Source organism: Litoribacterium kuwaitense (assembly GCF_011058155.1).
Classification (GTDB): Bacteria; Bacillota; Bacilli; order Bacillales; family DSM-28697; genus Litoribacterium; species Litoribacterium kuwaitense.
In genome coordinates, this window is record NZ_JAALFC010000023.1 from 19731 (window position 1) to 44522 (window position 24792).

A 24792-nucleotide genomic window follows, 5' to 3' on the forward strand; every position below is an offset into this window, starting at 1 on the left:
CTGACATCTTCCCCCATAATGGCTACGGGGGCTAAACGACAAATGTCCAGTATGATCCCCTCGATCTCTTCCTCACGGCGCCCGTTCTTTTCTTTAACGACGGAAACATCCTCTTTTCGATAACAAAAAAATTTGTCGTGACCACACTCAGCCCTGCTAAAGTAAAGGAAGGAAGTTCCTCTATACGATTCGGTTGCTTGATACCACTCATTTCCTCATCTGTTCTTCTTAAATCATTTTGTTTCATCACAAATCACTCTCCTTTGTTTTGAGTAATTTGAGTATAAGCGAACAAACTTGACACCTGTCTGTCAGGTTGTCTCGTTGTTTCGATATTTTTTTGCAATCTGTTCAGCGCGATGAGCAATGATCTCCCGTAAATGAGGCGGCTCAACGACTTCCGCATGGTGCGAGAGGCTGAGAATGAAGCTATAGAGCCATTCATCTTCGCGATACGCCTTCTTCACTTGCCAAGTGCCGTCTTCCATTGGCATCATTTCCTCAATACCGAACCATTCTTCCGCCACATGACGACTGTCATCATGAAATCGTAAAACGAATTCGGTCATCTGCTGGGAAGTGTCATGTGAACTTTTGTCTGCCGCCTGTTCTTGAGATGGAAGCTCTCTGCGCGTGAATGTCCGTTCTGCATCAACTTCCAGCGCCTTCATTCGATGGAGCTTAAACAGCCGAAACTGCTCTTTCGCCACACAATACGCTTTGACGTACCAGCTTTTCCCTTTAAAGATTAAGATGTGCGGTTCGACGATACGGTCTGTCACTTCTCCTTCGGCATTAGAATAAATGAACTTTACGACGAGACAACGATCGATCGCGTCGTTTAAGAGCTGTAGTTTAGATCGCAATCGTTCGATGCCATCCCAAGGCGAATAGTCGATCAACACTCGATTCGTCTTATGCTGGAATTCCTCAGCGTATGCCGGTGGCACAACGCTACTCATTTTCTCCATCAATCTCGCATGCTGCTCGTTACCATATGAAGTGGAGATGCTGCGAAGGGCCGTAACGATCGCCGCCAGCTCGTCGTTATTCAATACATTTCGATCCAAACGATAACCTTCCGCCAGACCAATACCACCGTTCGTCCCCTGATAGGTGACAATCGGAATGCCCGCCCCATTGATGGCTTCAATATCTCGATAGATCGTCCGCGTCGACACCTCAAACTGCTCCGCGAGGTCTTTCGCCTGCACCATCCGACGGTTTAACAGCAGGATAATGATTGATAAGAGCCTTTCTAACTTCACGTGAAGCGCCCTCCATTTCTTAGATAACCAAAACCGTTTGTCATTCGCATCACCATTTTTCTTAAACTCCCTGTCGTGATGATGTTCTCATTTCTAGCTCACTTTCATGTAAAAAAGCTTCCGAGGCCGATGACTTTCACCATAACGACATGTTTATACGTCATCAGACGCATTAAAAATTCAAACACACAATCAGTCGCAAAGACCATCAGTATGCCAGGACAATAAATTTGCGTGAAGATAAAAAGACTCTAGTTCATACCAGAGTCACGTTCTCTTCTACCCCTATTTAACCAATTCTATCTATTTGCATCGAAAAGCTTGCGGTGATTTACATCTATAGGGTTTACCTATCGTGTCACTCAATTTTCCATTTCATCTGACTTACGGTTTAATTTAGTAATAATCTCCTCAATAAAGATAAAAAAGATCGTTCTCGTTTTTTCAAATGCCAATAAGTCATCGCTTTGGTTGTATTTTGATAAATAAAAAATGTAATCCGCTTGGGAATCCCTTGTATTGATTTGCTCTTCTAAAATTAACATCGCTTGGGCACCTTTACTTTTTGCTGCCGAAAATAAGTTCTCAAATGAGGCAAATTTTCCTGTCACTGAAAACACAATCAATAATGTATCTTCATCAGCCAAGCGCTCTGCATAGTCTTCATGGTGCGTGACAAAGACATTTTTATCTGTGATCGTCGCAAGCTTATAGGCAAAATATTCCGCACTAATAAAGGAAGGACCAAGACCGAATAATATGACTTTGTTGAAGTTCTTAAAAACGGAAATAAAATGATCAACGATCTCTGGATCATAGTCCTCTAAGAATTGAATTAACCGTTCAATTTCGGTAGACTTCTGTCTAACCTCAACACTTGCTTGCTGACCACTAAAATATAACTTATATTGTTTAAAATTTTCAAAACCTAATTTCCGAACGAGCTTTGACACTTTAGATGGAGAAACGTCGCACAAATCTGCAGCTTCAATAATTTTTAGTTTACTATTCTCAGCAACAGCTTCTGACAAAGTGCTATGTATTTTCTTTTCTAATTCTGTTAAATTGTCCGTCCGTAATTTTAACATTGATTTATTCCTAACCCCTTGTCGTTTGCACTATTTGCAATACGCCTTTTGTTTCAAAACGTGTTTATATAAAAAGAGTACCATATTCTAACGCAAACTTCACATGGGGCTTTTATACAACACCCACGCGTAAGGACTGTTAACCCCCTCTCACATCACCGTACGACTCGTGATTTAATGGCAGGCTTCCCGAGGCGCTGACTTCGCGATCATTGCCTTGCGCTTTTTTAGTGGTTGGCAACCTCAGTCGTCGCTATCCTTGGCGCACGCAAAAAAACAACCAGCCCTTTATCATAAAGAACTGATTGTCCATAATGTACGATCACTTATTCAGTGACCGCATTCTTTTTGGCCGCCTGATTCTTTTTAACGATGCCTCCAAAAATAACTGTCAAGATGATTGCAATCACCCCGGCAATGGCGCTAAAGATAAAGTATGCATTGTACCCGCCTGTCTCTCCATATTGCGTCATTAACCCACTCACAATGAGCGGGAGAACGATATCTGGTAAATATCCGATAAATGACACAAAACCAATGGACAGCCCTAATACGTCTTCATCAATGTCACAATCACCTAGTAGTGCCCAATACAGACCGCGAATAGAGTAAACCGCTAGACCCATGAGTAGCACCAAGATCGTAAAATACATTTTCGGTACTTCTGAAGGTAACAGTGCCATGACAAATAACACAACCGTTCCAAGGACTAACGAGATACTTAATATTTTACTCTTACCAAATTTGTCTCCTAAATAACCGCCTAGGACACCGCCAATCGGACGCATCCATAGCATCGCTACAGTCACCGTCCCCACTGTCGCTGCGGTTACACCAATATTCGTTTGTAAAAATCCGCCGACGTAATACACCGTCCAGGCGACGATATAGGACATAAAGATAATACCGCCAAGCAGCAAGACAAATTTATTGGTAAACACTTTTTTGAAAGCGGTTAAATTTGTTTGCGTTTTTTTCTGCACCTTTTCCACTTTTTCTGCATTCTCCGCTTTTTCGGCGACCGGATCATCGACTTGGACAAAGATCATAATCAATATGGCTACGACGATGAGTACGCCTGAGTACATATAGATGATCGAAACTAACGCGTCTTGTTTATCGGCCGTCGCTGTACTTGCCCCTAATACTGCCGAAAATATCGTGACCGCGATACTCGCAAGAATGGCTTCAACAACACCTTTACCACCATCTAAAATCCCAAAGAAACGACCTTCTTCTTCTTTTTTGGAGATGAGCTTTACAAGCTTCAAGTGTGCCGACCAAAACGTGAGTACGGAGAATATGCCCCAAATAATGAAGATAATGATGACGTATGGATAGCTAGGAACTTGCGCAAACCAAATGCCCGCTAATCCGACCGCCAATAAAGATATAGAAAGCAATTTCTTCGCTGAAAAACGGTCAGCCATCCAGCCGCTCGGAAAATACCCAATGACATATGCAATTCCCAATGCAGAGAGAATAATATTTAAATCCGCTAATTGGAGCCCGTACACTTCGAGGATCGTCTCTTGGTAATTCGTTCTTAAATAAATCAGTGGAAATATCGAACCACCTGCTAAAACGATTAAAGCAAATTGAAAATATCGTTTAAAGTTGCTCGCTTGCATAGACTAACCTCTTTTCTTATTGGAATATAGGATAAGAACGCTTTAAAATCTCATCCGTGTACGTTCTAACGTGCTTCACGACGGTCTCATTGACATTGTTATAAAAATCGTGGTTACTTGCATCCGGGAAAAACGTTGTTTCATTTTTAACCAATTGATCGATGGCTTCGGAAAAATCATCATAAATATTCAAATAAGTGCATGCGCTAATGGCGGCGCCTAAACAAGCAACGCTACTTGCCTTTCTTCGATGCACAGGCAAGCCAAATAAATCTGCTAAAATTTGCATGATCACATCACTCTTCGATCCACCGCCTGTGACGACGACCTCATTGATGTCCGAATCGGTTTCGTTCAACAGATCATCAATATTGTTTTTGATGTTAAAAGCAATCGCTTCTAGGATAGAGCGATACATATGAAATTTCGTGTGCCTTTGATCAAAACCGATCATTACACCTTTTCGGTAAGGGACAGCAGGACTAGAAAGCCAGTCCAACATCGTAATGAGTCCATCACTTCCTGCTGGTACTTCCTCAGCTTTCTGATTTAAATACTCTTCTTCTGAAAGGCCGACACTGGATGCCTGCGAAACTAAGTCATCGCCAAGCAATTTTTTAAACCAGCTGACCGTCCACATTCCGCGCCTAATGCCGTTAGATTCGTACACATATTTGAAAGGAATCGCTGCAAGTGTTGGGAAGAAATTGTCAGCGTTTTCATAATCACTCTCCCTTAACGTCATCGCGGAAATATACGTACCTAGTGAGATCATCATCGCTTTTTCGTCTTTAATCCCTGAACCCAACACTTCAACCGCTTTATCATTCGCGGTGGCGACAACGGGAACGTCTTCCTGCAAACCGAATTGCTGCGCAAGCTCTTGACGTAGTGAGCCTAGCTTTTCCCCTGGCTTGACGAGGTTAAAAAGCATGTCTCTCGTTAAACCATTCGCTTCCATGACACTGTCATCTTTTGACCAATCTAATGTTTCCCGATCCAACGGCCAATTGACTTCATAATTGGCAGCAGTGTCATTCATTTCGCCAGTCATTTTAAATCCTAAATAGCCAGACGTTGATGTGACATATTTCACACGATCGTCTTCGTGCACATAAGGCTTTGCTAACCTGACATCCATCCAGCTCAACACTGGCTGCGCTAGCGAACCGTCTTCCTTAAGCAAGACGCGACAGCTACGAATCGTGCAGAGCCCAATCCCCTCAATGGCCTTCCGGTCACCAGTGAAGTGAGCCAAACAATTTTCAATCGCATGATACACGCTGTCCCATAAATCGTCATCAGGATGAACGACGACGCCAGGTTTAGGCGTTAATGGGTCTCGCAATGGACAAGAACCAAATGCAACTTCGTTCCCTTCAATGTCAAACAAAATGACTTTTGTACTTTGAGAACCATTATCAATGCCCATGATATATCTTTCTTTATTCATCATTACCAGGCCTTTCTCTTTTCGATAGGAATAGAGCCTCCTCGGCATTGACGTAAGTCAATTTTCATCGATGATTAGCTTTTACACCAACACCAAGGAGACCTGTTTGAATTGGATGACTTCCTATTACTAGTCCGTCTTATTTAGCTTCTGATATATTTCTTGATTTCATTTTCTTGTGGGAAAATGGTTCCGTGGTTCATAATACCTTTCGGATCAAAGGCTTCTTTTAATTTCTCAAGCATGTAATAAGCTGATCCATGCTCCTCTTTCGTCCACTCTGAACGATATTTTCCGATCCCGTGGTGGTGACACATTGAACCGCCCAATTTCAATGTTTCTTCAATGATAATTTGGTGGATCGGATGGTGATAGGTCATCATCTCATCTTCAGGTGCACAATTGATCGTGTAGTTATAAACAAAATACATATTCGTTCCGTTCAAGTAACTGTGAGACGAATGCCCACCGAGCATTGTTAATTCGTCGGCACGGTCAAACTCATTTCGAATTCTGTTGATCACATTGTTGTAAAGTACAGGGATGGTTTCCCAATCAGCGGAAACTTCTGTCGTAAACCCATCATGTGAATTATTTTTAACCATATCTTCAATTTCTTCATCAATGCGGCTTTGCTCCCAGTTTAAGTTGTTAAACCAGTTCTCGATGTGAGCAGGGTCTACTTTTTCAATCACGTGTGCGCTATATTTTTCAACAGCTTGTTCAATCGCTTCATTCGTCGCCTTGACAATGCCTTCTGGTCCCTCTGCCATGAAAATCAAGACACATTTATCTTTATAAAAATGGCTAAAATGTTGTCTTGCATCTTCTTCGGAATACAAGCGTGCAACGGACGGTCTAAAGCCGTTTACGATAACTTCTCTTAACATTTTAGTACCAGATTCAATGTCTTTGACGAGGTAACCGTGGAACGTATTATTTTCCGGAAAGAATTTAAAGATTTTCACAGTCACTTCTGTGATGTAGCACAACGCGCCTTCGTTACCGATGGCAATGTGACGAATATCTGGGCCTCCAGAACGTCTTGGAACATTTTTGATTTTCGAAACTTGTCCTTCTGGGAACACGCATTCCAAGCCGACAACCATATCTTCAATTGCACCGTAAAGTGTGGAAAATTGACCAATGCTTCGTGTAGCGACTAAGCCACCCATTTGCGCTACTGGCTTTGATTGTGGAGAATGCCCCGTCGTATAACCGACTTTACGAAGCTCGTCTTCCAATTGCTGTAATTTCACACCTGATTGGACAGTCGCTTGCATATTGTATGTGTCAATGTCAATGATGTCATTCATCTTTGACCCGTCGATGACGAGCGTCTTGTCTTTCCAGTTTTCCAATCCGCCTTCTGTAGCTGTTTTACCGCTACGAGGGATCACATTAATATCATTTTTATTACAGAACGTTAATAGCGACTGTACTTCCTCGGTCGAATAAGGAAACACAATGGCAAGTGGTGTAGGGACGTCGAGAACATTTTTTGCTTTCGCATATTTTTTATAACGGTCAGCCGCCGCATCATACAATGCTTCAGGATTTGTAATAATTTGTTCCTCGGAAATCATGGACTTGAGTTCTTCAATCATATGTGTACTCATCTTGATTCTCCTTTGTTTATCATTGCTATATTTGTTTTATCTAACGAGATAGCCACCGTCTACCGTGAGCAAGGTACCGTTTACATAATTGGCCGCGTCAGATGCTAAAAAGACCATAGCTCCCATTAAATCAAGCACATTTCCCCATCTATTTGCCGGAATATGATCAAGCACGCGCTGATTAGTGACCGGATTTGCTCGCGTTTCCTTTGTCACGTCTGTTGCGAAATAGCCAGGCGCAATGCCGTTTACTTGAATATTGAATTGTGCCAATTCGTCACAATACGCTTTCGTGAAACCTGCCAGACCATGCTTTGTGGCTGCATACGCTGGTGACCATTGTCCACCTAAAAAAGAAAAGAGAGAGCATGTGTTAATAATTTTTCCGCTTTTTTGTGGAATCATATGTTTAGCCACTTCACTAGCCATTTCAAAAGGGGCAGTTAAGTTGACAGCAACCATTTTATCCCACTGTACACGAGTGAATTTTGTTACATCTGGTTCATTGATTCCGATCCCGGCGTTATTGAGCAAAATATCGATTTTACCAAATGTTTCAATGCACTCATCGACAATTTGTTTACAAACGCCGTCTTTCGTAATATCGCCAAGTGCTAAATGGTACCTCACGCCTTCTGCTTCAATCAGGTTTTTCGTTTCGTCATTATCCTCAGCCATACTTACTGCGAAAATGTCCGCTCCAGCTTTAGCAAGCGCAAGAGCAAACCCTTGACCTAAACCTGAATTTCCACCCGTAATCATTGCAACTTTACCCTTCAGATTAAAAAAATCCATATTAAAATCAGTTATTTTTGCTGCACCTTGACTCATCCTTACCACCCCTTCTGATGTATGAGTTTATTATTTCTTTAATTGAATCTTAATACGATACTAAACTAAAAAGCAAGCATTTTACAAGAAATTTTCCTAAATATATTTAAATAAATCGCTTACGAGGAAAATTTTCTTATAATCCTTTTGTTTTTAGAATAAACAAAATAAATAAAATGATGCTACAGCGTTTAAAAACTAGCCGTCCTAGGGTTGGTTCCGAGCCAAGATTCGAAGAGACCATTGAAGGCGAACAGACGAATGAAAAGCGAGATGAAACAAACGATCACGTCTGTGTCATATGTGAGATTCAGTTTCAAGGTGAGCACATATTTCCTCAAAGATAACTGCGTCACATGAAAAGAAACGCGGTGGCTCGCGTTCATGATGTAAACCATTGTCTCTAAAGTTCAAAGGTATTATTAACAAGATGTACAATATAAATACATAAGGTCATGACTTTTAGCATTTTAGGAGACAACAAAAACAGCGCTCACGTTAAATCGCTATGACGTAAGCGCTGCTTTAGTTGATTTATTTCATTTTCTATACACATCGCCTTATGTTTGATAAGGAAGATAGACCCTTATCTTCGTCCCCTCTCCTTCTTTACTTTCAACCTCAATTCGTCCTTTCATATGATCAACGATTGTTTTTACAATGGATAATCCTAAACCACTTCCACTGATTTCTTTCGATCGTGAAGGATCGGCACGATAAAAAGGCTCGAAAATATGCCTAGACTTTTCCTCTGGAATACCTATACCAAAATCAGTCATTTCTAATATAACTTCGCTGTCATCGGTATGAAGCGCAACTGCGATGAGACCATTTGTATTGTTATATTTAATGGCATTGGACAAAATATTATCCACGAGGCTTGTCATTAATATTGGGTTCCCTTGCATCTCAACTCGCTCAAGGTTTTGCTGCAAACGAATATTTCTCTCTTTGATTGATACTTCAGCCTGTTGAATACGGTCATGAATGAGCTCATCCAGTTGGATGTTTTGTTTATTTTCTATCTCTGGTGAAGACATCATCAGCAGCTGGTTGACAATCTCTATGAGCCTGTCAACATTTACTTTCATGACCTCTATGTTCTCCTTATACTCCTGCATCGTAGGATCCCCATCGATCTGCAAAACTTGCATGGATGATTTCATCGTCGTCAAAGGGGTTTTTAATTCGTGAGCGGCGTTGGTCGCAAAATGTTTTTGAATATCGAATGACGCTTTAAGACGAGAGAGCATTGAATTAAACGACGTCGTCAAACTCGCGACTTCATCGTTTGTTTGCGTTAGAGGAATTTGCGTATCCAAATGTTTTTCATCAATACGTTGTGTTGTTTGGCTTAAGTCCGTTAAGGGAGCTAAAGCCCTCCCCACAACGACATAAGTTAAAAATATACCAACTAAAGTAAGAATAACCATGGCCAGGATAATCTCTACCGTAAAACTACGACGTGCCTCAGTAATGATCGTTGCTTGAACGGGTTGAGCTTCAATCATCTCGCTCCTTGGTTGGTCTTCCTGCTGTCGTTCGTTATTTGCGTTTCTTTCAATATGACTGAATAATTCCTCATTGTCTTGTGAATTTTGCACTTCAAGCTGTGGGACGACAAAATGACGATCTTTCGCAATGACACTAATGGTTGTTAACCCTGCCGCAATTAATAGCAGCACCAAAGCTACGATTAGCGTAATCCTCATTCGTAATGATATTTTATTCATTAGTGGTGCCATGATTTAACTGATATCCCTTTCCACGAACATTTTTAATCATCCCTTTGACCCCAACTTTCTTTCGCAAAGAATGCATATGGACTTTGAACGAATTGGAGAATGGATCTATGTCGCTTTCCCAAACATGCTCAATCATCTCTTCGGCAGACACAAAACGATCTTTGTTTAGTGCCAAATACTGCAAAATCCCATACTCTTTATTCGTCAAATCCAATAGCTCATTGTCTATCGTCACTATTTTTGCGGCTGTATCAATGTGCAAACGACCACAAGAAATCGTCGTATCCGTTTGAATAAAAGATCGTCTTAACAGGTTCCGAATTCGCGCAGCCAGCTCTAAAAAATCAAACGGTTTTTCAAGATAGTCGTTGGCCCCTAAGTCTAACCCGTGGACTTTATCGACAACATCATTTCGCGCCGATAATATTAACACTTTGAGCTCATCATCTGTTTCTCTAATCCGTTTCAGCACATCGATTCCGTCTATTTTAGGTAAGTTAAGGTCTAATATGACTAGGTCATAACTATTGATCTCAAGAAGCTCTAGTGCTTCCTCGCCATCAAACGCTGTGTCAATCGCATATGACATTTTTTTTAGTCCATTTTTTATAATATGTGCCAGCTGTTTTTCATCTTCCACTAATAAGATTTTCACAAGGTCACCTCGTTTGCACACTGCGTAAATGAATGCGGTGTTCTTCATGATCAACATACTTTTCCATGTTATATCATCCGTGACACCGTGAGACGGCTTCCGAATACACCTTACTTCAGAACTGATTAAGCTGCACACCTAGGCGATGTGCAGCTTAATGATTTCTTGTTATTGACTCGATTTTACAGTCGCTTCATTCAATTCAACTGCTTTTATATCTGTCATCGGTTCGGAAGCTTCAATGACTTCATCATCTCCCTGTTCACTCAGTTGCCTTTGAATTAGCGTCATGTTTTCTTGAATATCACTTAATTGCAACGCCTCAGTGAGAGGGATTACTTTAATAAGCATGTCTGATGCTGTGAGCTCAATTGCTTCTGTTGCTTTCATTATGTTGGAAGCTTCAATGACTTCATCATCTCCCTGTTCACTCGGTTGCTTTTGGATTAGCGTCATGTTTTCTTGAATGTCACTGAATGGCACTGCTTTGTATAATTCAATGGCTACTTTATCTCCTGCTTCAATTGATTCCAACGTTGACACTGAAATACTTTCACCGACTTTAGATGCTTGAGCAGCATCAGCACCTTCAACAGCAACCATCGACCCACCAAACGCCATAGCACCGACCATCACAGTTGAAACAATAGATTTTAACCTCATCAAATCAACCTCCAAGTATTTTCATTAGGTAAATGACCTAATATCATCATAAATAACCCAAGGTTAGATGAAGGTTAGGTTTTGCAAATTTGAGAAAAACAACTGCTCTTTTTTATTCGGTCACTAAATAAAAAGGCTCTTATGCTAAAAGGAGACTTTTATACGACTTTATGATGCTCACGTAAAAACGCAATCGACTGCGTGATCAGCGCCTTTAAAACATCCTGATCAATATTGTCGGTATTCGTGACGTAGACGCAAGCCTTACCCGCTCGATGTTTACCTAATCGATCAAGCAAAGTCTGCCGTTTGTCATCACCTGTCGCGAAGTAGAGGCTAAAATGCTGCTTTCGTGGGGAAAAACCGACCAACATTGACTCCCCGCTATGTCCAGTCGGGTAAGTATATTGATATTTCCCAAACCCAATAATGGACGGTCCCCACATCACTGGCGGATAGCCGCTCGTCTCCGCAAAGAGCTGCAGCAGTTGATAAGACTGAGCACGCTTCCTCTCACTCAACGACAGCGATTCGATAAACTCATTGACATCCTGATCTGTCGGCTTTGTTTTTTGCTCGTACATGACGTCCCTCCTATGAGCAGCTATCGTGTAAACTCATCCATTTCAACGACAACCGCTTCATTCGTATTTTTCATGATCACATCAAAGTGTTGGTGCTAAAGGTGCATAAACAATTCGTATTGAATTCTGCGCTCATGATGAGGTTGCTTTAAATAATCAATGTCTATTCCTCTTTTAGAAACATCTCGATCACTTCTCCTGATGAACTCCGTTTAGTCTGTTCTTGCATTCGCTATTTTTTCGTGAATGGGCGCTACTTTACGTTTTTGCTTTTGATAGTTCTTTGCTTCAGCTAGTTTACATTTTCGTCTTAATGCTAATTCCTGTCGTCTAGACAGAATACGCTGTTCTTACTCATGGGAAAGTCCTACACATTCCTTGAAGTGGGAGGCTTCTGTCAGAATTTGATAGGCCAAAAGCATTTCTAAAATACCCAACCAAATAAAGTCAATATCATCCCAGTCGATAAAGCTGGTTAACTCCGTATCTGTTGTTTTAATCACGACTGCACCGATAAACCAACGGTCGTTACACTTTTTCATTTGGCTGTTCGCCACCTCAATCGTTAAACTGTCATGTTTTAAGGGCATAAAATCGGCTGGACTGATTTCTTTACTACATTCAAACGAATCCATCGTCTTCTTGCCAATGTATGAAGTAATCGTAAGCATCTTCGACTCCAATCATTTCAAATCTAAAACAATCCATTCGTATTTGTATTTAAGGGAGGAGGATCAAATGTCAAATCTTTTAATATTAACGTTCGCCTTTCTGCCTATCATTTCACTAATCATATCACTCTCCCTTCTCATCATAGGCTTAATGAAGAAAAAGAAGAAGGAAAATTATAAAAAATATTTCGTCATGTGTTTTCTATTTCTTATGATTCCTGTCTTCTTTATTCTGTTACTACTCATTCTTTGATTTTGCACTTCGATCCTATAGCACAGTAGAGCCCTACACGGTTCATTTTACGAATCTATCACGCTCCAAAAATCCGGCCCATAATCCGTATTCTCCATCAACACTTTAACATCGAAGTGAGGCAATGCTTCTCCAACTGTTAACTTGTACGTTTTGTTGTGTATCGGTGAGCCAAAGGAGAATTCGAGTTGTTTGGCGTCTAAATCAAACAATATCGAATGAACGGTTCCAAAATTTTGCTCATAATTGTGCACAGTTAATCCTTTAGGATACTCTTGTAACGTTACATCTTTTAGATGCTGCTTTGAAATCAGGTCGTTGCTGCTTAAATGGTTTTCCAAAAGACCGTAACGAACACAGGACTGTTCCAACTTTCCATTTTCCTTTCTTGCAATACTGGGAAACAGCCCATGGTTCGTTGCAATCATAAATTCTGACGTGCTATTGGTTCTTTCCACAGCCCTTTCGCCATCGTACGTTGATATTAAAGCCGCTTGACCATTGGCGTCTGTCAGAAGCAAATTCATATTCGTTCCAATCGGCATATTCTCTATATAAGAAATGCCTTCCTCAACGTTTTGACAATTCTCAAGTAAAGCTCTGACGATCACCATAAACTGTAGGCCGTTGATGATAGGCTTTTTCATTCCAGGATGCTTGCCTATAGGCATTCCGCAGGAGGCAAAGGCTACACAGAGCCCCTTTTCATTTAGGCCTTCACTGCGACCAAAATAACAAACGGAAAATCCGGTGTGGCTGTATTTCCCCTTAACCTTTGTTGTACAAAGTCTCATATCAGAAATGGTTGGTGACAAATCATAATTTCGCAGAACATACGTTTTACGATCCTTTGTTTTTGACGGTAAAACAGCACCCAGACTACATCCACCTGGTTGCAGCAAAGCTTCATCAAAGAAGTTCAGAGATCTCGGCGTAACATGCAGTGAATCTGCAAAGCCGCGTAATTCTTCGCTTAAACCTGGGCAATACTCGTTCATCATTTGTTCCATATCCTTAAACTTCGCCTCATCGATTGGCTCTTGTAATAAAACTTTATTGACTGCGTGAGGCATATTTTTTATTTCTTCTCCTTGCTTTCTGCCAATCTCATAGCTGCTACCCTCAAGAAAAGAAAAATAGGCTTGAGTTGAATGATTCATTTTTATCTCTCCCTAGTTCAGATTTTCACTTCGTATACAAAGAATAAACCCTCCAGCAGATGGAGAGTTTACCCTATATTCAAATTAATTTTGGCTGTCCTCATCGTTCTTGATGACCCGGATACATATTTTGGTGACGAACTCGGAGGGATGTTTGTTTAAGTCTGGTTGAATGTCTTTCATATTAAATTTGGACGAAACAAGCCCTATGTCGTAAATCTCGATCGCTTTTCCAACGGGGGTTAGATGCTGCTTGTTCACCCAATGGATTAATCTCTCATACCCTACACCTAATTCTGAATAAGGGCCTTTCACCGTTAAACATGCGTATGTGCCCCCTTTTAAGACCGCACAATCTTCTTTCTGGCTCGTACCTTTGATTGGTATAAGAAATTCTACATCTACCTCTTTTTGATCTAAATCTAGCTCATGAAAGATCGCCATGTGCTTTCCTGTAACTTCGAGATTAAAAGCATAAATCCGGTCAAATAACTTTTTGACGAGCTGATCAATAAATGTCACGTTGATTTTCTCACGTATCGTATAGACCAGTACTTCCTGTCGGTGTTCCATAAAACAGCTAGATACAAGAGGACCTGGAATGATAGAAGCTTCTTTTTCAATTTTTGCTTTTAACCGGCTCAGCTCTTCTATTTGTTGAGAAATCTGTTCTTTTTGATTGTTAAGCTCATCCATTTTATGTTCTAATATGCTTTGCCATTGTGTGTGATCAGGGCTCTCAATAAATTCCTTAATTGTAGCTAAGGAAAATTGACAGCTTTTTAGCAGCTTTATCTTTTTACTGATTTGAATTTTGTCATAGTTATAATACCGATAGTTTGTTACAGGATCTATATAAGAAGGATTGAGCAAACCAATTTCACTATAATAGCGTAATGTTTTCACAGGTATGTTACATATTTTAGAAAATTTTCCGATAGAGTACATTTTATGCGACCTTCGCTTTCTTAAGATAAGCGCCTTTTCTGAGAAAAACTTTTGTTCATAGACTATGACACGGATGACGTGATGTTGCTTTTTTTATGGAGAGGAAACGTGACCGTTAATGGAAGAGAAGGATTTGATCATATTCATGGGCAAGTGGTCAGATCGTTACTAAAATAATTTATTGACCTTCAGAGGGTCATTCACAAAAGTTACAGGACATCATGAAGAGGGATGTATGTATGTCTGTCGCCCATAAGCTTTGGGATCTTTCAGGACGAGCGAGCCAACGAGTGACGGCTGAAAGCGTTTGACAACAGGCTGAAGGTAGAGGCTCCCCTCTACCCATTCCTTTATTCAATAAAGAACCTGCGTTCATTTTTTTAAGGCGACCAAATGTATGTTTTCGCATAGGTTGCCATTTTAATTGATCGATTTAATTTCTTCTAAATCCGAACTGCATAGGATTTCTAAGTTAGAAAAAATCTTTTCGGGTGACCAGTCCCACCATTTTATTTTCAGTAAATGATCAATCAAGTCATCATCAAATCTTTTCTTAATGACCCGACCTGGATTTCCCCCGACAATATGGTAAGCAGGAACATCCTTCGCTACTACAGAATTTGCAGCGATCACCGCTCCATCTCCTATGTGAACACCAGGCATAATCGTCACATGTTGACCAATCCAAACATCATTGCCGACGACCGTATCCCCTTTATATGGTAGCTCGTCGAGTGATGGCGTCGCTTTTTCCCAACCATTGCCCATGATATTAAATGGATAGGTCGTTACCGAGCTCATCCGGTGATTTGCTCCATTCATAACAAATTCTACACCCTTTGCAATGGCACAAAACTTACCAATAATGAGCTGATCACCAATAACCTCATAATGATGTGTGACGTGTTCCTCAAATTTTTCTGCGCCATTCACATCATCATAATAGCTATAATCTCCTACGATAATATGAGGTCGAGTAATCGTATTCTTTATAAAACAAACACTTTTTGTTGCTGGATTGGGATAAATATCATTCGGGTTCGGACCGTATTGCATTCGTTTTTCCTCCCATTTTACGTTTTTTGAATGCCTCAGTGCCTTGCAGGCCTCATTATGAACCCTTTTCATTGCGTCTAAGGGGAAACAAAAAACCCCCATTCATTCAGAATTGGCGGCATTAAAAATAGAAGGGTACACAAAAAGAGACTAAACTCCTTTAGATCCAACTACAGAAAGCCAATCCTATTCTGAAAAACGACAATTAAAGGCATCATCAATGAAGCAGAGATTGTCTGCTAAGCACCTTAAATTGTTTGTTTTCATCAATAGGATTAATACTTCATGTAATTGGTTCACCCTTCCTCTTGTCTAAAGTTATTTCAAACTATACTTTGAATGCTATGCCATTGTCAACTGTTGGAATGACTCAATCTGAGAGTGGCGTTCCTGTAAGCTTTGCCTAGAAATCGCTCTAACTGAATCATCGCTTTTTACATACGTTCGTTCAGTAGTACCTTTCTTTCTACTCTTGAAAACCCATTATGTGACGAATGTCTGTAAAATTGTGCTCCACGCAAAACTGTATCGAACACTCTTGATTTGCATAGTGCCTTTCTCTTCGTTATGCTATTTTTGTAAATACTTGGTCATGGCTATCTCATCCTAAAATGAGGGATGAATATAAATTTCAAACAATTCCGACGTATCATCATGTGGATACTCTTAACATTCGGGGTAGGAATACTGATACTTATCCAAATCGTCAGTGGTAAAGGAATGACGGAATGGCAAGACCCCATGACACAAACTGTTTGCGTTTACTTAATTTTAGTTTTTATGTATAGCCTCGTTCTTAACGTTGTTCCAATGGTATGGAATCATTTCAAGAAAAAATGAATTGTCGTAACGAGTGCTCACTTAAGCGGACCAATGCTCCATTCAAGAAAAGTTAAAAACACATGGGGTTAACGGCATGTTCTTCCTAAGAAACGAAATTCATATTTCTGAGCAATCATAGCACAGACCGTACCGTGGCCTGTGCTACTAAGCTTATATCCGTTCTTCGTTCATTGGCTGTTATGAAGCATCCATTTCAAAACTTAAGTTTAATAACGGACCATGCTGCTGAGCCCCATAGACATCCGTTTCTCCTAAGTCACCTGCTACGCGAGGTCTTACAATCGTCGCTTTGATTGCATTTGCAGGCTCAAACTCGACGAGAGAGATCACCTGCTCAACTGGTATTTTGTATAACGAAGCAATGAGCTCTTTTGTGATCGTCTTACTTTCTTTCACCTGCGTAAAAATATGTTGATCCTTGAAGATGATATCTAGCGTTAATTCATAAGGTCCCGCGTTTTTGCTGCGAATGACACTCGCTAACTCTTTAATGTTTTTCATCGTTTTAGGCATGAATGTTCACCCCAATCAGCTGATATTCGACAGGAAAAATGTCATAAGGGTCATCTACCTCAAGTAAATGATGGACGTTGAATTGGTAAACGACTCCTGCTTGAAAGTCAGAAGGAGAATATGGAAAAGCCAAGTTTCCAGCTGTTGCAATTCGATCTGGATACCCGAAATGCAGCATGGTAGAGCGTGCAAAACTACAAACTGCATTTGCCATTTCTTCTGTATCTGCCACAGCTTCGATAATGATCCCTACTTCTGTCGGCTGAGCTTCCACTTCTGGCTCGAGCTCTTTCATGACGCCGCCTTTGCCATAAATGTTAAAAAGCAGCTCATAATGGACATCAATGGAGCTAAAATGATCGTTTACTTGCTCTCGTACTCCCGCGATAATGGCATCGAGTTGACTGATAAAAATAGGATCTCTGGCCCCTGCAATCGAAACCGTCCGGTAACCAATAGGTTTCGCTCCTTCTAATTTAACTGTATATTGTTGATCTTCAACATATTGACTACCGGATACTTTAACTACCCTGTCAGAATGCTGCTCAAATTTCGTTTCATGAAGGTCTAAATATCCCCCAGGACCAGGAAGAATATATGGGTTCGTTTTTTCATACAAAGTATGAGCAGCTACAGAGGTCGTTGTACACTTTCGATTTGGGTTTAATGGTTCAATTAAAAAGTGGTCTTGCCTCAAGTAACCCATCATGCAATCACTGCCACTGCCGGGGAGCGCAGCAATTGAAGCACATTCAAGGATTTTACCCATATGAATCGCTAAGCCTTTATCAAATCCCTCTTTAATAGCATTTGCTGAAAAAACCGTCGGATCGTACGCTCTGCCTGCAATGATGACCTCAGCCCCTTCATCAAGTGCCTTCATGATCGGTTCGACCCCAATTTGACCTACAATATGAGAACTTTGCTCGATGTCCTCAACACGAAGAGGATTGCCAGGCGGTAATACTTTTATTTTTTCTGCATTTATCTTTTCTTTTAAAACATTTTTATCCATTTGTGATTGGATTGTTGCCATCTTAAAATGAAGCTTTTTCTCATTTGCAATTTCGAGAACAATATCTACACACCATTGTAAGTGTGGTTCAGCGCCAGCTCCACCTGCTGTGCCGACGATGACAGGAATGTTTCTCTTTATCCCAGCCTCTAACATAAACGCTAAATCACGCTTGACTGCTGTGCGATCAGTAAATGACTGACCCGATCCAAGATAATAAGGGCCAGGGTCTATTGATCCTGCATCGACCGCAATCACGTGTGGGTTTTTTTCCAACCCAGCTTCAAATGATGAAGCTGGGAAACCGTAACCTAATATCGCCGTTGGTGATAATACTCTCATTTCATTCATTACGAGCACCTCCGTCTTGAATTTAATTATAAAGTCATAAGAATTTTATTTATAAGAAAACTACAAAAGTAAAGGGACAATTAATCCTGCAATTAATAGAATTAACGCACCACCTAAGCGTGATGAAATCTGCGCCAGAGGCATAAGCTCCATTCTTTTGGCCGCAGATAATACCGCGACATCACCAGTGCCTCCCATATTAGCCATACACAACCCTGCTGTGATCGAAGCTTCAATAGGATAAAATCCTACTAATCTCCCAATGGCTCCTGCTCCAATAATGGCACCAACAATAACCGCAGCTACAATCAGGATATATTGCAGTGTTAAAGCATTTAAGACTGCACTAAAATCGGTGTATGTGACTCCGACTCCTACTAGCAAAGGAAACGTCCAATTCTTAACGACAAATTGATACCATTGGCTTGCGGAGTCTTCTACGATTTGCGGGAGGAATCCAAATATTTTGGCAACCGCTACGGAGATGATCATTAACGCATATGCATGCAGAGGGATAAAGCCACTCAAGATTTGGCCAACAACGAAAAAGGCTACTGCCGCAAATAATCCCGCTCCCATCATTTTTATGTCATATTTTTTGGAACAGGCTGTTCATAATTAAAATCTTTCATTAACTGACCATTACCAGTTAAGCTCGGTCGTTTTTTCCCTAAGAGATTTAATAAACTGGCTGCAATAATTGCCATGACATTTCCTAGTGCCAGTGCAGGTACAAGTAAAGACATATAATATGAAGGGTCATTCCCTAAAAAGTCAGAGAATACTTGGGCCATAGGGACCGCACCAGCTCCTAAGCCCCCACCCATAATTGGAAGAGCGATAATCGTCATCGCATCAACTAAGCCAAACCCTATAAAAAAGCCAATGATTCCTGCCAAAGCTCCTGCTGCAACAACTGCACCGATGATTGGGACAAAATACCTTGCTCCTGCTTGAACAAGAAGCTTAGAGTTCATTCCTAAAATACTACCCGTAATCAGGGCTGCAATATAAAAATTTAGAAATCCACCATCAGCCATAAAGGTATCGACAACTGCGATCGTATTCTCGGGAAGTAGGTCAGCGTAGACTAAAAACGAAGACACAAAGATCGTTACGATAGCTCCCCCGCCTAAGTAAGATCTTATGATCGGTGTATGATCACCAAGTTTCCCTAAAATCTCTCCTAATACGATCATGATGAATAGTGCACCAATTAAACCAGAGGGTAGATTATCCGTATAAACAGCGATTAAAGCGATCAAGGAAAAAGCAATAAATATCGGCAATGGCGTGTGATACAAGAGACGCTTGTTTAAAAAGGTATTGCTAACTTGCTGAGGGTTCACCTTCGCTTCACTATTCACTTAACATTCCTCCTTAGAACATATGGTTGACTCTCAAAACAACTGAATCGGATATTGTATCCAATTATACTCGCAAAAATAAAACGCTTTCATTTTAACAAACGCTATTGGGACATGTCAGCTTAAAATCACCCCCTCATCTTTTTAAATCATGGCTTATCTACTATTCTTCGTTTTTATAAAGGTCATTAAGGATTTCCCTGTACGCGAAATATGCTCTTTAATGAGTCGGCCTGCTTTCTCTGAATCTTCAGCTTGAATGGCTAGCAGGATTTCCTTATGCTCTTGATTTGATTTTTCCATCTGCCCCTGTAGAAAGAATGGCGTATGCTGAGGATAACCATTCCATAGTGTTTGAATAAATTTTGAAAGCCTACTCCACGGACAACGTAATAATAATAGGTTATGAGATTCTTTGTTTAGCTCAACAAACTCTTCTGAGCTTTTGGTTTGATCCATTTCGCGCACTAATTCTTCGAGCCTTTTGACGTCCTCACGTGTTTTATAAGGTAAGCTTTTACGTATTGCTAAGCTTTCCATTTCTGATCTCAAAACATAATTCTCTTCAATGTCTTCTAAACTTAACTCCTTCACAAAGGCTCCGCGATAAGGCTCAACTTTCACTAACCCTTCATTTTCCAGCTGCCGCAGTGCCTCACGTATTGGCATTCTGCTAATGCCTAATTGTTTAGCTAACTGATCTTGCGTTAACTTCACACCAGGTTGTAACTCACCGCTAAAAATGGCTTTCCTTAAAGTATTACAAGTTTTTATATATAAGGAATCCTTGTCGTGTAGCTGTAACGATTTCACTATCATCACTTCCTTTTTCTTATTGGTAGTATATTGTATCCAATTTGGAATCGCAATATATTTCAGAATGTTTATCAAAATTTAAAGCAAAGAGGGATATCCCTTTGCCTCTACTAAATTATTGTTCCATTCATAACAATTTATCAAGTTATCAACTTAAATAGCTTTGTTGAACCCTTTCACTGATGCGTCTAACCTTCTTGATAAAACCGACCATATCATAGCTAACAGCAGGAGTATTATCCCACCACCCCAATATAAATGGGCAAAACCTGCCTGAAACTGTATGAATAAATAGCTCATTGCTGGACCTAAAGCTGCTCCTACATCTTGAGAGATGGCGTATACGGTAAGGAAGGACACAACATTTGTTGTTTTTGCTGTGTCTAGTGCAATTGTGTCTAGGAGTGTCGTTAAAATGGTAGCTCCAGCCATGACTAACAGCGTGATGACGATCCAGACTGCTAAAGGAAGCCTCAGCGATATCATTCCAAAGACAATTCCTGCAAACATTAATGACACAATAAACATTGGCAGTCTTCCTGTTGAGCCATCTGACCAGTGCCCAACAGCCCTGCCCAGAAAAGGTTCCCATGTCCATCTAACCGCTTGGATCGTGCCTGATAACAACGTAACACTCACTACCATATTCAAGATTGAAATACGCTCTCCATAAAAATGTGCAATCATAGCACTCAGCGTGGATGTTAATATTCCTTGATATAACATCGCTATGAGAAAACCTGAAACGATAATTGAGGCTTTATACCCCTTCTTACCAATGAAAGGTCTAGCTTTATTTGTTTCATTCTTCTTTTCAGTAGACTCATGATCGTGAGTCATATTAGCCTTGACAATGAAAGGAAGACCTAAAAGCGTGACAAAACCAAACCCAATAGCAACGGTACTCAAGCCAATTAGAGGAACTAACAAGCCTCCAATTAACATCCCTACTAAGCTTCCCGTTCGATAGAGTCCATTATATAAACCCATTGATTTTCCCCGTTTATTTTGATTGGCATATAGGGCAACAACCGATAATCCACCGATGCGGAAGAAAGACCAGGCAATCCCCCATAAAGCGCGCAGGAGTACCCAAGCGGCAAATCCTTCAAAAACGCCATAGCCAATTGTTGTAAACCCGCCTAATAAAACGGCAATAATGAGCCCAGTCTTTAACGAAATCTGTTTGTACACCCAGCCAATCAATGGATTAAAAGGCAATCTTATAAAGCGATTGATCGAAAGAAGAACACCAACTTGCCAAAGCGATTCAATACCTACACTTTGCCAATAGATGGGCAAGGCAATATACAGCATAGAATCTCCTAAGAGGCTTAAAGCTGTGACTAAGGCGACTATTGTAATCGTTTTTGAAGACATTTGCTCTTTTATAGTCACCAAGGTTCATCCTCCCAGGAATAAAATATTTATTGTTATTTGCTTAGTTCATTAAATTGTTTCAGCACGTATCTTTTTGTGATTCTAACCTGATTCATTATCAATGGTCCCCTAAAGATTTTGGGGGAAGCATAAGAGGCTCCCCCTTTTGTAAGTGTAATTAACTACAACAAGAAGACTCAGTTTCATCAAATGAATCGTTTTGATTTACGCTGCATACGCCTGTTTCAGGTAAATCAAGTTCTACTTTCTCAGCTGCATCTACATCGCCGCTTAAATATGCCGCCACTGATCTAACCTGTTCATATCCTGTAGCCATTAAGAATGTAGGCGCGCGCCCATAGCTTTTTGCTCCGACGATATATAAATTCTTTTCAGGCTGTCTCAACTCCTTTTCTCCGTGCGGACGAACAGTCCCGCAACTATGAATGTTCGGGTCAATTAATGGCGCTAAGGCTTCTACACTTTCTGTGACCGAATCGATCGCTGTACGCAGTTCATTGGTGATTGAGAAATCTGGACGGCTTCCTGTGTTTACGACAACTTCACCGACCCCCAGTGTGCTTTGCTTGCCATTCAAAGTGCCTATTAACTCAATGCCTGCTCCTGACTTTTTAACGGATTGGATACGAAAAGGGGTAATGACCTCGACTTGACCACGATCGACCAAATGATGAATTTTGCTCCCGAGCAGACCTCTTGCTTCAAGTGCGTCATTCTCTTCCCCTCCATAGGCATCTTCTACTCTTTGCCTCCTCATGACCCATACAATCTTCGTCTTGGGATGAGACTCTTTCAACCTTGCTAAATCTAATAAGGCATTAATGGCTGAATGACCTCCTCCGACTACGGCGACCTTTTTGTTCACATAGCGCTGCTTTTCTTTCCCTAAAATATGTGGAATGCCATAAAAGATTTTGTCATGAAGTGATTTCTCTTCGGCTAGCCAAATGCCACTTGAGACAGTTGGATTCGGATTCCCCCAAGTGCCCGTTGCATCGATCACAGCTTTCGCTTGAAAGGTTTGAAACTCCCCATTCGTCTCAGTATAGATAACAAATGGAACTTGTTCCCGATTTGCAGTTTTCATTTTATCGACATCTTTTCTGCCGATGGACAAAACCGTTGTATTGAGATGAATGAATGGTTTCATTTGGGGTAACCTCGACAACGGCTGCAAATATTGTTCCACCAATTCCTGACCAGTCGGTAAGCTTTCTAGATTTGGTTGCATCCAACCACTGGCATGTAATAAATCCTTAGCAGCTTTATCAACATTGTATCGCCAAGGTGAAAATAAGCGTACATGTCCCCACGATAAAATGTTCGCACCTATTTGCGCACCAGCTTCAAAAAGGACAAATGATATTCCTCTCTTTTTCAAATGGGATGCGGCTGCTAAACCGACCGGACCGCCACCTATAATGGCGACGGGTAATTCGCCTGTTTCATTCATTTTCGTACCACTTTGTGGAAAGTTGACATTTTTACTACAACACCCTTTTTCACCATGATTAAAATTTTCGTTCATCATCATTCATCCTCTTTTCTCGTTGAAATTTCAGTAAGATGCGTACTGAGAAAAAATCACAAAAAATCGATGAGTGTGAACTACAGCTACACCTATGAAAAGCGGCAGTGGCAAGGACGGCTACTTTGAATCAATAGCATCTATCACTAAAGTCGTCATGACAATAGCAATTAGCTCAATTAATTGCAATTTGCAAATAAATAACCAAGATAACTATCCCTGAATTGGTCTGCAGCACGCACTTGACTTTGACATCGCATGATTTAATAGGTCAATTGAACGGATGACTGTTTCCCTCTCAAATTCATTCATTTGCGAAAAAACCTCATTTAAAAATGAGTTCATTTGTTCATCAATGGTCGTTGCAATTTTTTTACCCTCTTCAGTGAGTGATAGAATACTAATCCGCTTGTCATCTGGATCTGGTGTTTTCTTAACTAAGTTCATTTTTATCATCGATTGAATTTGCCGGCTGAACGTAGTAATATCCGTTCCTAAAGTTTCTGCAGTCTGTTGCATAGATGGCTTATGTTGTTGATCAATTTCATAAAGAATGTGACTTTGAATAAGGGAAATATCGTAGCCACCAACATAGCAACAATTCTTATTGAGTAAACCAAACCGACGGGTCATCACTTGAAACATCCCACGAAGATTTTCCAACATGCTCACCTCACCCACATTTTATATAAATTACTTGTGAAATGCAAGTTATTCTTTGATCTGCGCTCCCATCTTATGTAGAGTTATATCTTAAGGAGTTGACTTTGTATGAAAAAGAAATATCCAATGACACGAGAAGGAAAACAGAAGCTTGAAGAAGAGTTGCAATATTTGAAGGAAGAAAGGCGAAAAGAATTAGATGAGCAGATAAAACAAGCGCGTAGTTTTTGTGATTTTTCGGAAGATGTTTCTTTCGGAGAAATGGTGAATGAACGAAGTGCTTTGGAAGCGCGAATGAACGTCATTGAAAATATGCTTTACAACGCCGATCTAATTACACGAGATAAAGCAACTTCAGTGATTTCGCTTGGACACTCCGTCACTTTTGTTGAACTTCCAAATGGAGAAGAAGAAACGTATACCATCGTTGGAATGACCGAGGCCGACCCAGCAAAAAATAAGATTTCAAGTGAATCTCCGATTGCCAAAAGTCTCCTTGGTCATAAAGAGAATGATATGGTGTCCATTCAAACGCCAGGTGATACAATTAAGGTGAGAATTGTCCGAGTTGATTAAACCGAGACTATGTCACAAAAAAGCATGTAAATTCAAAAAGAAGGGAGCGATCACGATCACTCCCTGTTAGCTTAAATGCTCTGTCTTATTAAGG

24 protein-coding genes and 1 pseudogene are annotated in these 24792 nt (G+C 40.6%); 1 reads left to right on the top strand and 24 read right to left on the bottom strand.

The features are described from left to right. Nucleotides 1-31: 31 nt before the first annotated feature. From G4V62_RS12015 to G4V62_RS12125, 24 genes and pseudogenes are all read right to left on the bottom strand, one after another. Entirely contained in the window at nucleotides 32-250 is a 219-nt protein-coding gene (locus G4V62_RS12015; protein ID WP_165202539.1) for a hypothetical protein, read from the bottom strand. Nucleotides 251-311: 61 nt separating this feature from the next. Then, nucleotides 312-1268, bottom strand: coding sequence for a helix-turn-helix transcriptional regulator (locus G4V62_RS12020; RefSeq protein ID WP_165202541.1), 957 nt, complete (start codon nucleotides 1266-1268; stop codon nucleotides 312-314). Between the two features lie 362 nt (nucleotides 1269-1630). Continuing rightward, nucleotides 1631-2356, bottom strand: a complete 726-nt coding sequence (locus G4V62_RS12025; RefSeq protein WP_165202543.1) for a MurR/RpiR family transcriptional regulator — start codon at nucleotides 2354-2356, stop codon at nucleotides 1631-1633. A 326-nt stretch (nucleotides 2357-2682) separates the two neighbouring features. Next, nucleotides 2683-3987: an MFS transporter gene (locus G4V62_RS12030; protein ID WP_165202545.1), complete on the bottom strand. Its 1305-nt coding sequence runs from the start codon at nucleotides 3985-3987 to the stop codon at nucleotides 2683-2685. A 16-nt stretch (nucleotides 3988-4003) separates the two neighbouring features. Beyond that, nucleotides 4004-5443: an FGGY-family carbohydrate kinase gene (locus G4V62_RS12035; RefSeq protein ID WP_246218417.1), complete on the bottom strand. Its 1440-nt coding sequence runs from the start codon at nucleotides 5441-5443 to the stop codon at nucleotides 4004-4006. A 140-nt stretch (nucleotides 5444-5583) separates the two neighbouring features. Further along, nucleotides 5584-7059 carry an FAD-binding oxidoreductase gene (locus G4V62_RS12040; RefSeq protein ID WP_165202547.1) on the bottom strand — a complete coding sequence of 492 codons (1476 nt, stop codon included), beginning with the start codon at nucleotides 7057-7059 and terminating at the stop codon, nucleotides 5584-5586. A gap of 36 nt (nucleotides 7060-7095) precedes the next feature. Further along, nucleotides 7096-7890, bottom strand: coding sequence for an SDR family oxidoreductase (locus G4V62_RS12045; protein WP_212508763.1), 795 nt, complete (start codon nucleotides 7888-7890; stop codon nucleotides 7096-7098). A 560-nt stretch (nucleotides 7891-8450) separates the two neighbouring features. Continuing rightward, complete coding sequence (locus G4V62_RS12050; RefSeq protein ID WP_165202549.1) at nucleotides 8451-9635, bottom strand: sensor histidine kinase; 1185 nt, start codon at nucleotides 9633-9635, stop codon at nucleotides 8451-8453. Then, complete coding sequence (locus tag G4V62_RS12055; protein WP_165202551.1) at nucleotides 9616-10290, bottom strand: response regulator transcription factor; 675 nt, start codon at nucleotides 10288-10290, stop codon at nucleotides 9616-9618. The genes G4V62_RS12050 and G4V62_RS12055 overlap by 20 nt, the downstream gene beginning before the upstream one ends. Nucleotides 10291-10458: 168 nt before the next feature. Next, a complete protein-coding gene (locus tag G4V62_RS12060) occupies nucleotides 10459-10953 on the bottom strand; it encodes a hypothetical protein (protein ID WP_165202553.1) in 495 nt (164 codons plus the stop codon). Between the two features lie 158 nt (nucleotides 10954-11111). Next, nucleotides 11112-11537 (bottom strand): DUF1801 domain-containing protein, encoded by a 426-nt coding sequence (locus G4V62_RS12065; protein ID WP_165202555.1) that lies wholly within the window; start codon nucleotides 11535-11537, stop codon nucleotides 11112-11114. A 215-nt stretch (nucleotides 11538-11752) separates the two neighbouring features. Next, a pseudogene (locus G4V62_RS19930) lies at nucleotides 11753-11884 on the bottom strand (IS200/IS605 family element RNA-guided endonuclease TnpB); the annotation flags it as partial. Between the two features lie 3 nt (nucleotides 11885-11887). Further along, the gene (locus G4V62_RS12075) at nucleotides 11888-12208 is read right to left on the bottom strand and encodes a hypothetical protein (protein ID WP_165202557.1); all 321 of its coding nucleotides are present in this window, start codon (nucleotides 12206-12208) and stop codon (nucleotides 11888-11890) included. 300 nt (nucleotides 12209-12508) lie between these two features. Continuing rightward, complete coding sequence (locus tag G4V62_RS12080) at nucleotides 12509-13621, bottom strand: C45 family autoproteolytic acyltransferase/hydrolase (protein WP_165202559.1); 1113 nt, start codon at nucleotides 13619-13621, stop codon at nucleotides 12509-12511. Between the two features lie 84 nt (nucleotides 13622-13705). Continuing rightward, nucleotides 13706-14569 carry a MerR family transcriptional regulator gene (locus G4V62_RS12085; protein ID WP_165202561.1) on the bottom strand — a complete coding sequence of 288 codons (864 nt, stop codon included), beginning with the start codon at nucleotides 14567-14569 and terminating at the stop codon, nucleotides 13706-13708. A 420-nt stretch (nucleotides 14570-14989) separates the two neighbouring features. Beyond that, nucleotides 14990-15625, bottom strand: coding sequence for a Vat family streptogramin A O-acetyltransferase (locus G4V62_RS12090; protein WP_165202563.1), 636 nt, complete (start codon nucleotides 15623-15625; stop codon nucleotides 14990-14992). 1020 nt (nucleotides 15626-16645) lie between these two features. Next, nucleotides 16646-16981 (bottom strand): DUF4387 domain-containing protein, encoded by a 336-nt coding sequence (locus G4V62_RS12095; RefSeq protein WP_165202565.1) that lies wholly within the window; start codon nucleotides 16979-16981, stop codon nucleotides 16646-16648. Further along, a complete protein-coding gene (locus G4V62_RS12100) occupies nucleotides 16974-18347 on the bottom strand; it encodes an acyclic terpene utilization AtuA family protein (RefSeq protein WP_165202567.1) in 1374 nt (457 codons plus the stop codon). The genes G4V62_RS12095 and G4V62_RS12100 overlap by 8 nt, the downstream gene beginning before the upstream one ends. A 60-nt stretch (nucleotides 18348-18407) precedes the next feature. Further along, nucleotides 18408-18926: a 2-hydroxycarboxylate transporter family protein gene (locus tag G4V62_RS20620; protein ID WP_312855488.1), complete on the bottom strand. Its 519-nt coding sequence runs from the start codon at nucleotides 18924-18926 to the stop codon at nucleotides 18408-18410. A 5-nt stretch (nucleotides 18927-18931) separates the two neighbouring features. Next, nucleotides 18932-19714, bottom strand: coding sequence for a 2-hydroxycarboxylate transporter family protein (locus tag G4V62_RS20625; protein WP_312855489.1), 783 nt, complete (start codon nucleotides 19712-19714; stop codon nucleotides 18932-18934). 156 nt (nucleotides 19715-19870) lie between these two features. Beyond that, the gene (locus tag G4V62_RS12110) at nucleotides 19871-20527 is read right to left on the bottom strand and encodes a GntR family transcriptional regulator (RefSeq protein WP_165202569.1); all 657 of its coding nucleotides are present in this window, start codon (nucleotides 20525-20527) and stop codon (nucleotides 19871-19873) included. A gap of 156 nt (nucleotides 20528-20683) precedes the next feature. Further along, complete coding sequence (locus tag G4V62_RS12115; protein WP_312855490.1) at nucleotides 20684-21928, bottom strand: MFS transporter; 1245 nt, start codon at nucleotides 21926-21928, stop codon at nucleotides 20684-20686. A gap of 160 nt (nucleotides 21929-22088) precedes the next feature. Further along, nucleotides 22089-23462: an FAD-dependent oxidoreductase gene (locus G4V62_RS12120; RefSeq protein WP_165202573.1), complete on the bottom strand. Its 1374-nt coding sequence runs from the start codon at nucleotides 23460-23462 to the stop codon at nucleotides 22089-22091. A 210-nt stretch (nucleotides 23463-23672) separates the two neighbouring features. Continuing rightward, a complete protein-coding gene (locus G4V62_RS12125; RefSeq protein WP_165202575.1) occupies nucleotides 23673-24122 on the bottom strand; it encodes a MarR family winged helix-turn-helix transcriptional regulator in 450 nt (149 codons plus the stop codon). 108 nt (nucleotides 24123-24230) lie between these two features. Here G4V62_RS12125 and greA point away from each other — a divergent pair, with 108 nt between their 5' ends. After that, nucleotides 24231-24698: a transcription elongation factor GreA gene (gene greA / locus G4V62_RS12130; RefSeq protein ID WP_165202577.1), complete on the top strand. Its 468-nt coding sequence runs from the start codon at nucleotides 24231-24233 to the stop codon at nucleotides 24696-24698. Nucleotides 24699-24792: the final 94 nt, after the last annotated feature.

Coding starts and splice junctions, on each gene's coding strand:
- G4V62_RS12090 (WP_165202563.1), bottom strand. CDS start 15,625: ATGCAATACGGTCCGAACCCGAATGATATTTATCCCAATCCAGCAACA.
- G4V62_RS12100 (WP_165202567.1), bottom strand. CDS start 18,347: ATGAATGAAATGAGAGTATTATCACCAACGGCGATATTAGGTTACGGT.
- G4V62_RS20620 (WP_312855488.1), bottom strand. CDS start 18,926: ATGGGAGCGGGATTATTTGCGGCAGTAGCCTTTTTCGTTGTTGGCCAA.
- G4V62_RS12085 (WP_165202561.1), bottom strand. CDS start 14,569: ATGTACTCTATCGGAAAATTTTCTAAAATATGTAACATACCTGTGAAA.
- G4V62_RS12025 (WP_165202543.1), bottom strand. CDS start 2,356: ATGTTAAAATTACGGACGGACAATTTAACAGAATTAGAAAAGAAAATA.
- G4V62_RS12035 (WP_246218417.1), bottom strand. CDS start 5,443: ATGATGAATAAAGAAAGATATATCATGGGCATTGATAATGGTTCTCAA.
- G4V62_RS12060 (WP_165202553.1), bottom strand. CDS start 10,953: ATGAGGTTAAAATCTATTGTTTCAACTGTGATGGTCGGTGCTATGGCG.
- G4V62_RS12040 (WP_165202547.1), bottom strand. CDS start 7,059: ATGAGTACACATATGATTGAAGAACTCAAGTCCATGATTTCCGAGGAA.
- G4V62_RS12080 (WP_165202559.1), bottom strand. CDS start 13,621: ATGAATCATTCAACTCAAGCCTATTTTTCTTTTCTTGAGGGTAGCAGC.
- G4V62_RS12065 (WP_165202555.1), bottom strand. CDS start 11,537: ATGTACGAGCAAAAAACAAAGCCGACAGATCAGGATGTCAATGAGTTT.
- greA (WP_165202577.1), top strand. CDS start 24,231: ATGAAAAAGAAATATCCAATGACACGAGAAGGAAAACAGAAGCTTGAA.
- G4V62_RS12075 (WP_165202557.1), bottom strand. CDS start 12,208: ATGCTTACGATTACTTCATACATTGGCAAGAAGACGATGGATTCGTTT.
- G4V62_RS12045 (WP_212508763.1), bottom strand. CDS start 7,890: ATGAGTCAAGGTGCAGCAAAAATAACTGATTTTAATATGGATTTTTTT.
- G4V62_RS12095 (WP_165202565.1), bottom strand. CDS start 16,981: ATGCCTAAAACGATGAAAAACATTAAAGAGTTAGCGAGTGTCATTCGC.
- G4V62_RS12120 (WP_165202573.1), bottom strand. CDS start 23,462: ATGATGAACGAAAATTTTAATCATGGTGAAAAAGGGTGTTGTAGTAAA.
- G4V62_RS12030 (WP_165202545.1), bottom strand. CDS start 3,987: ATGCAAGCGAGCAACTTTAAACGATATTTTCAATTTGCTTTAATCGTT.
- G4V62_RS12050 (WP_165202549.1), bottom strand. CDS start 9,635: ATGGCACCACTAATGAATAAAATATCATTACGAATGAGGATTACGCTA.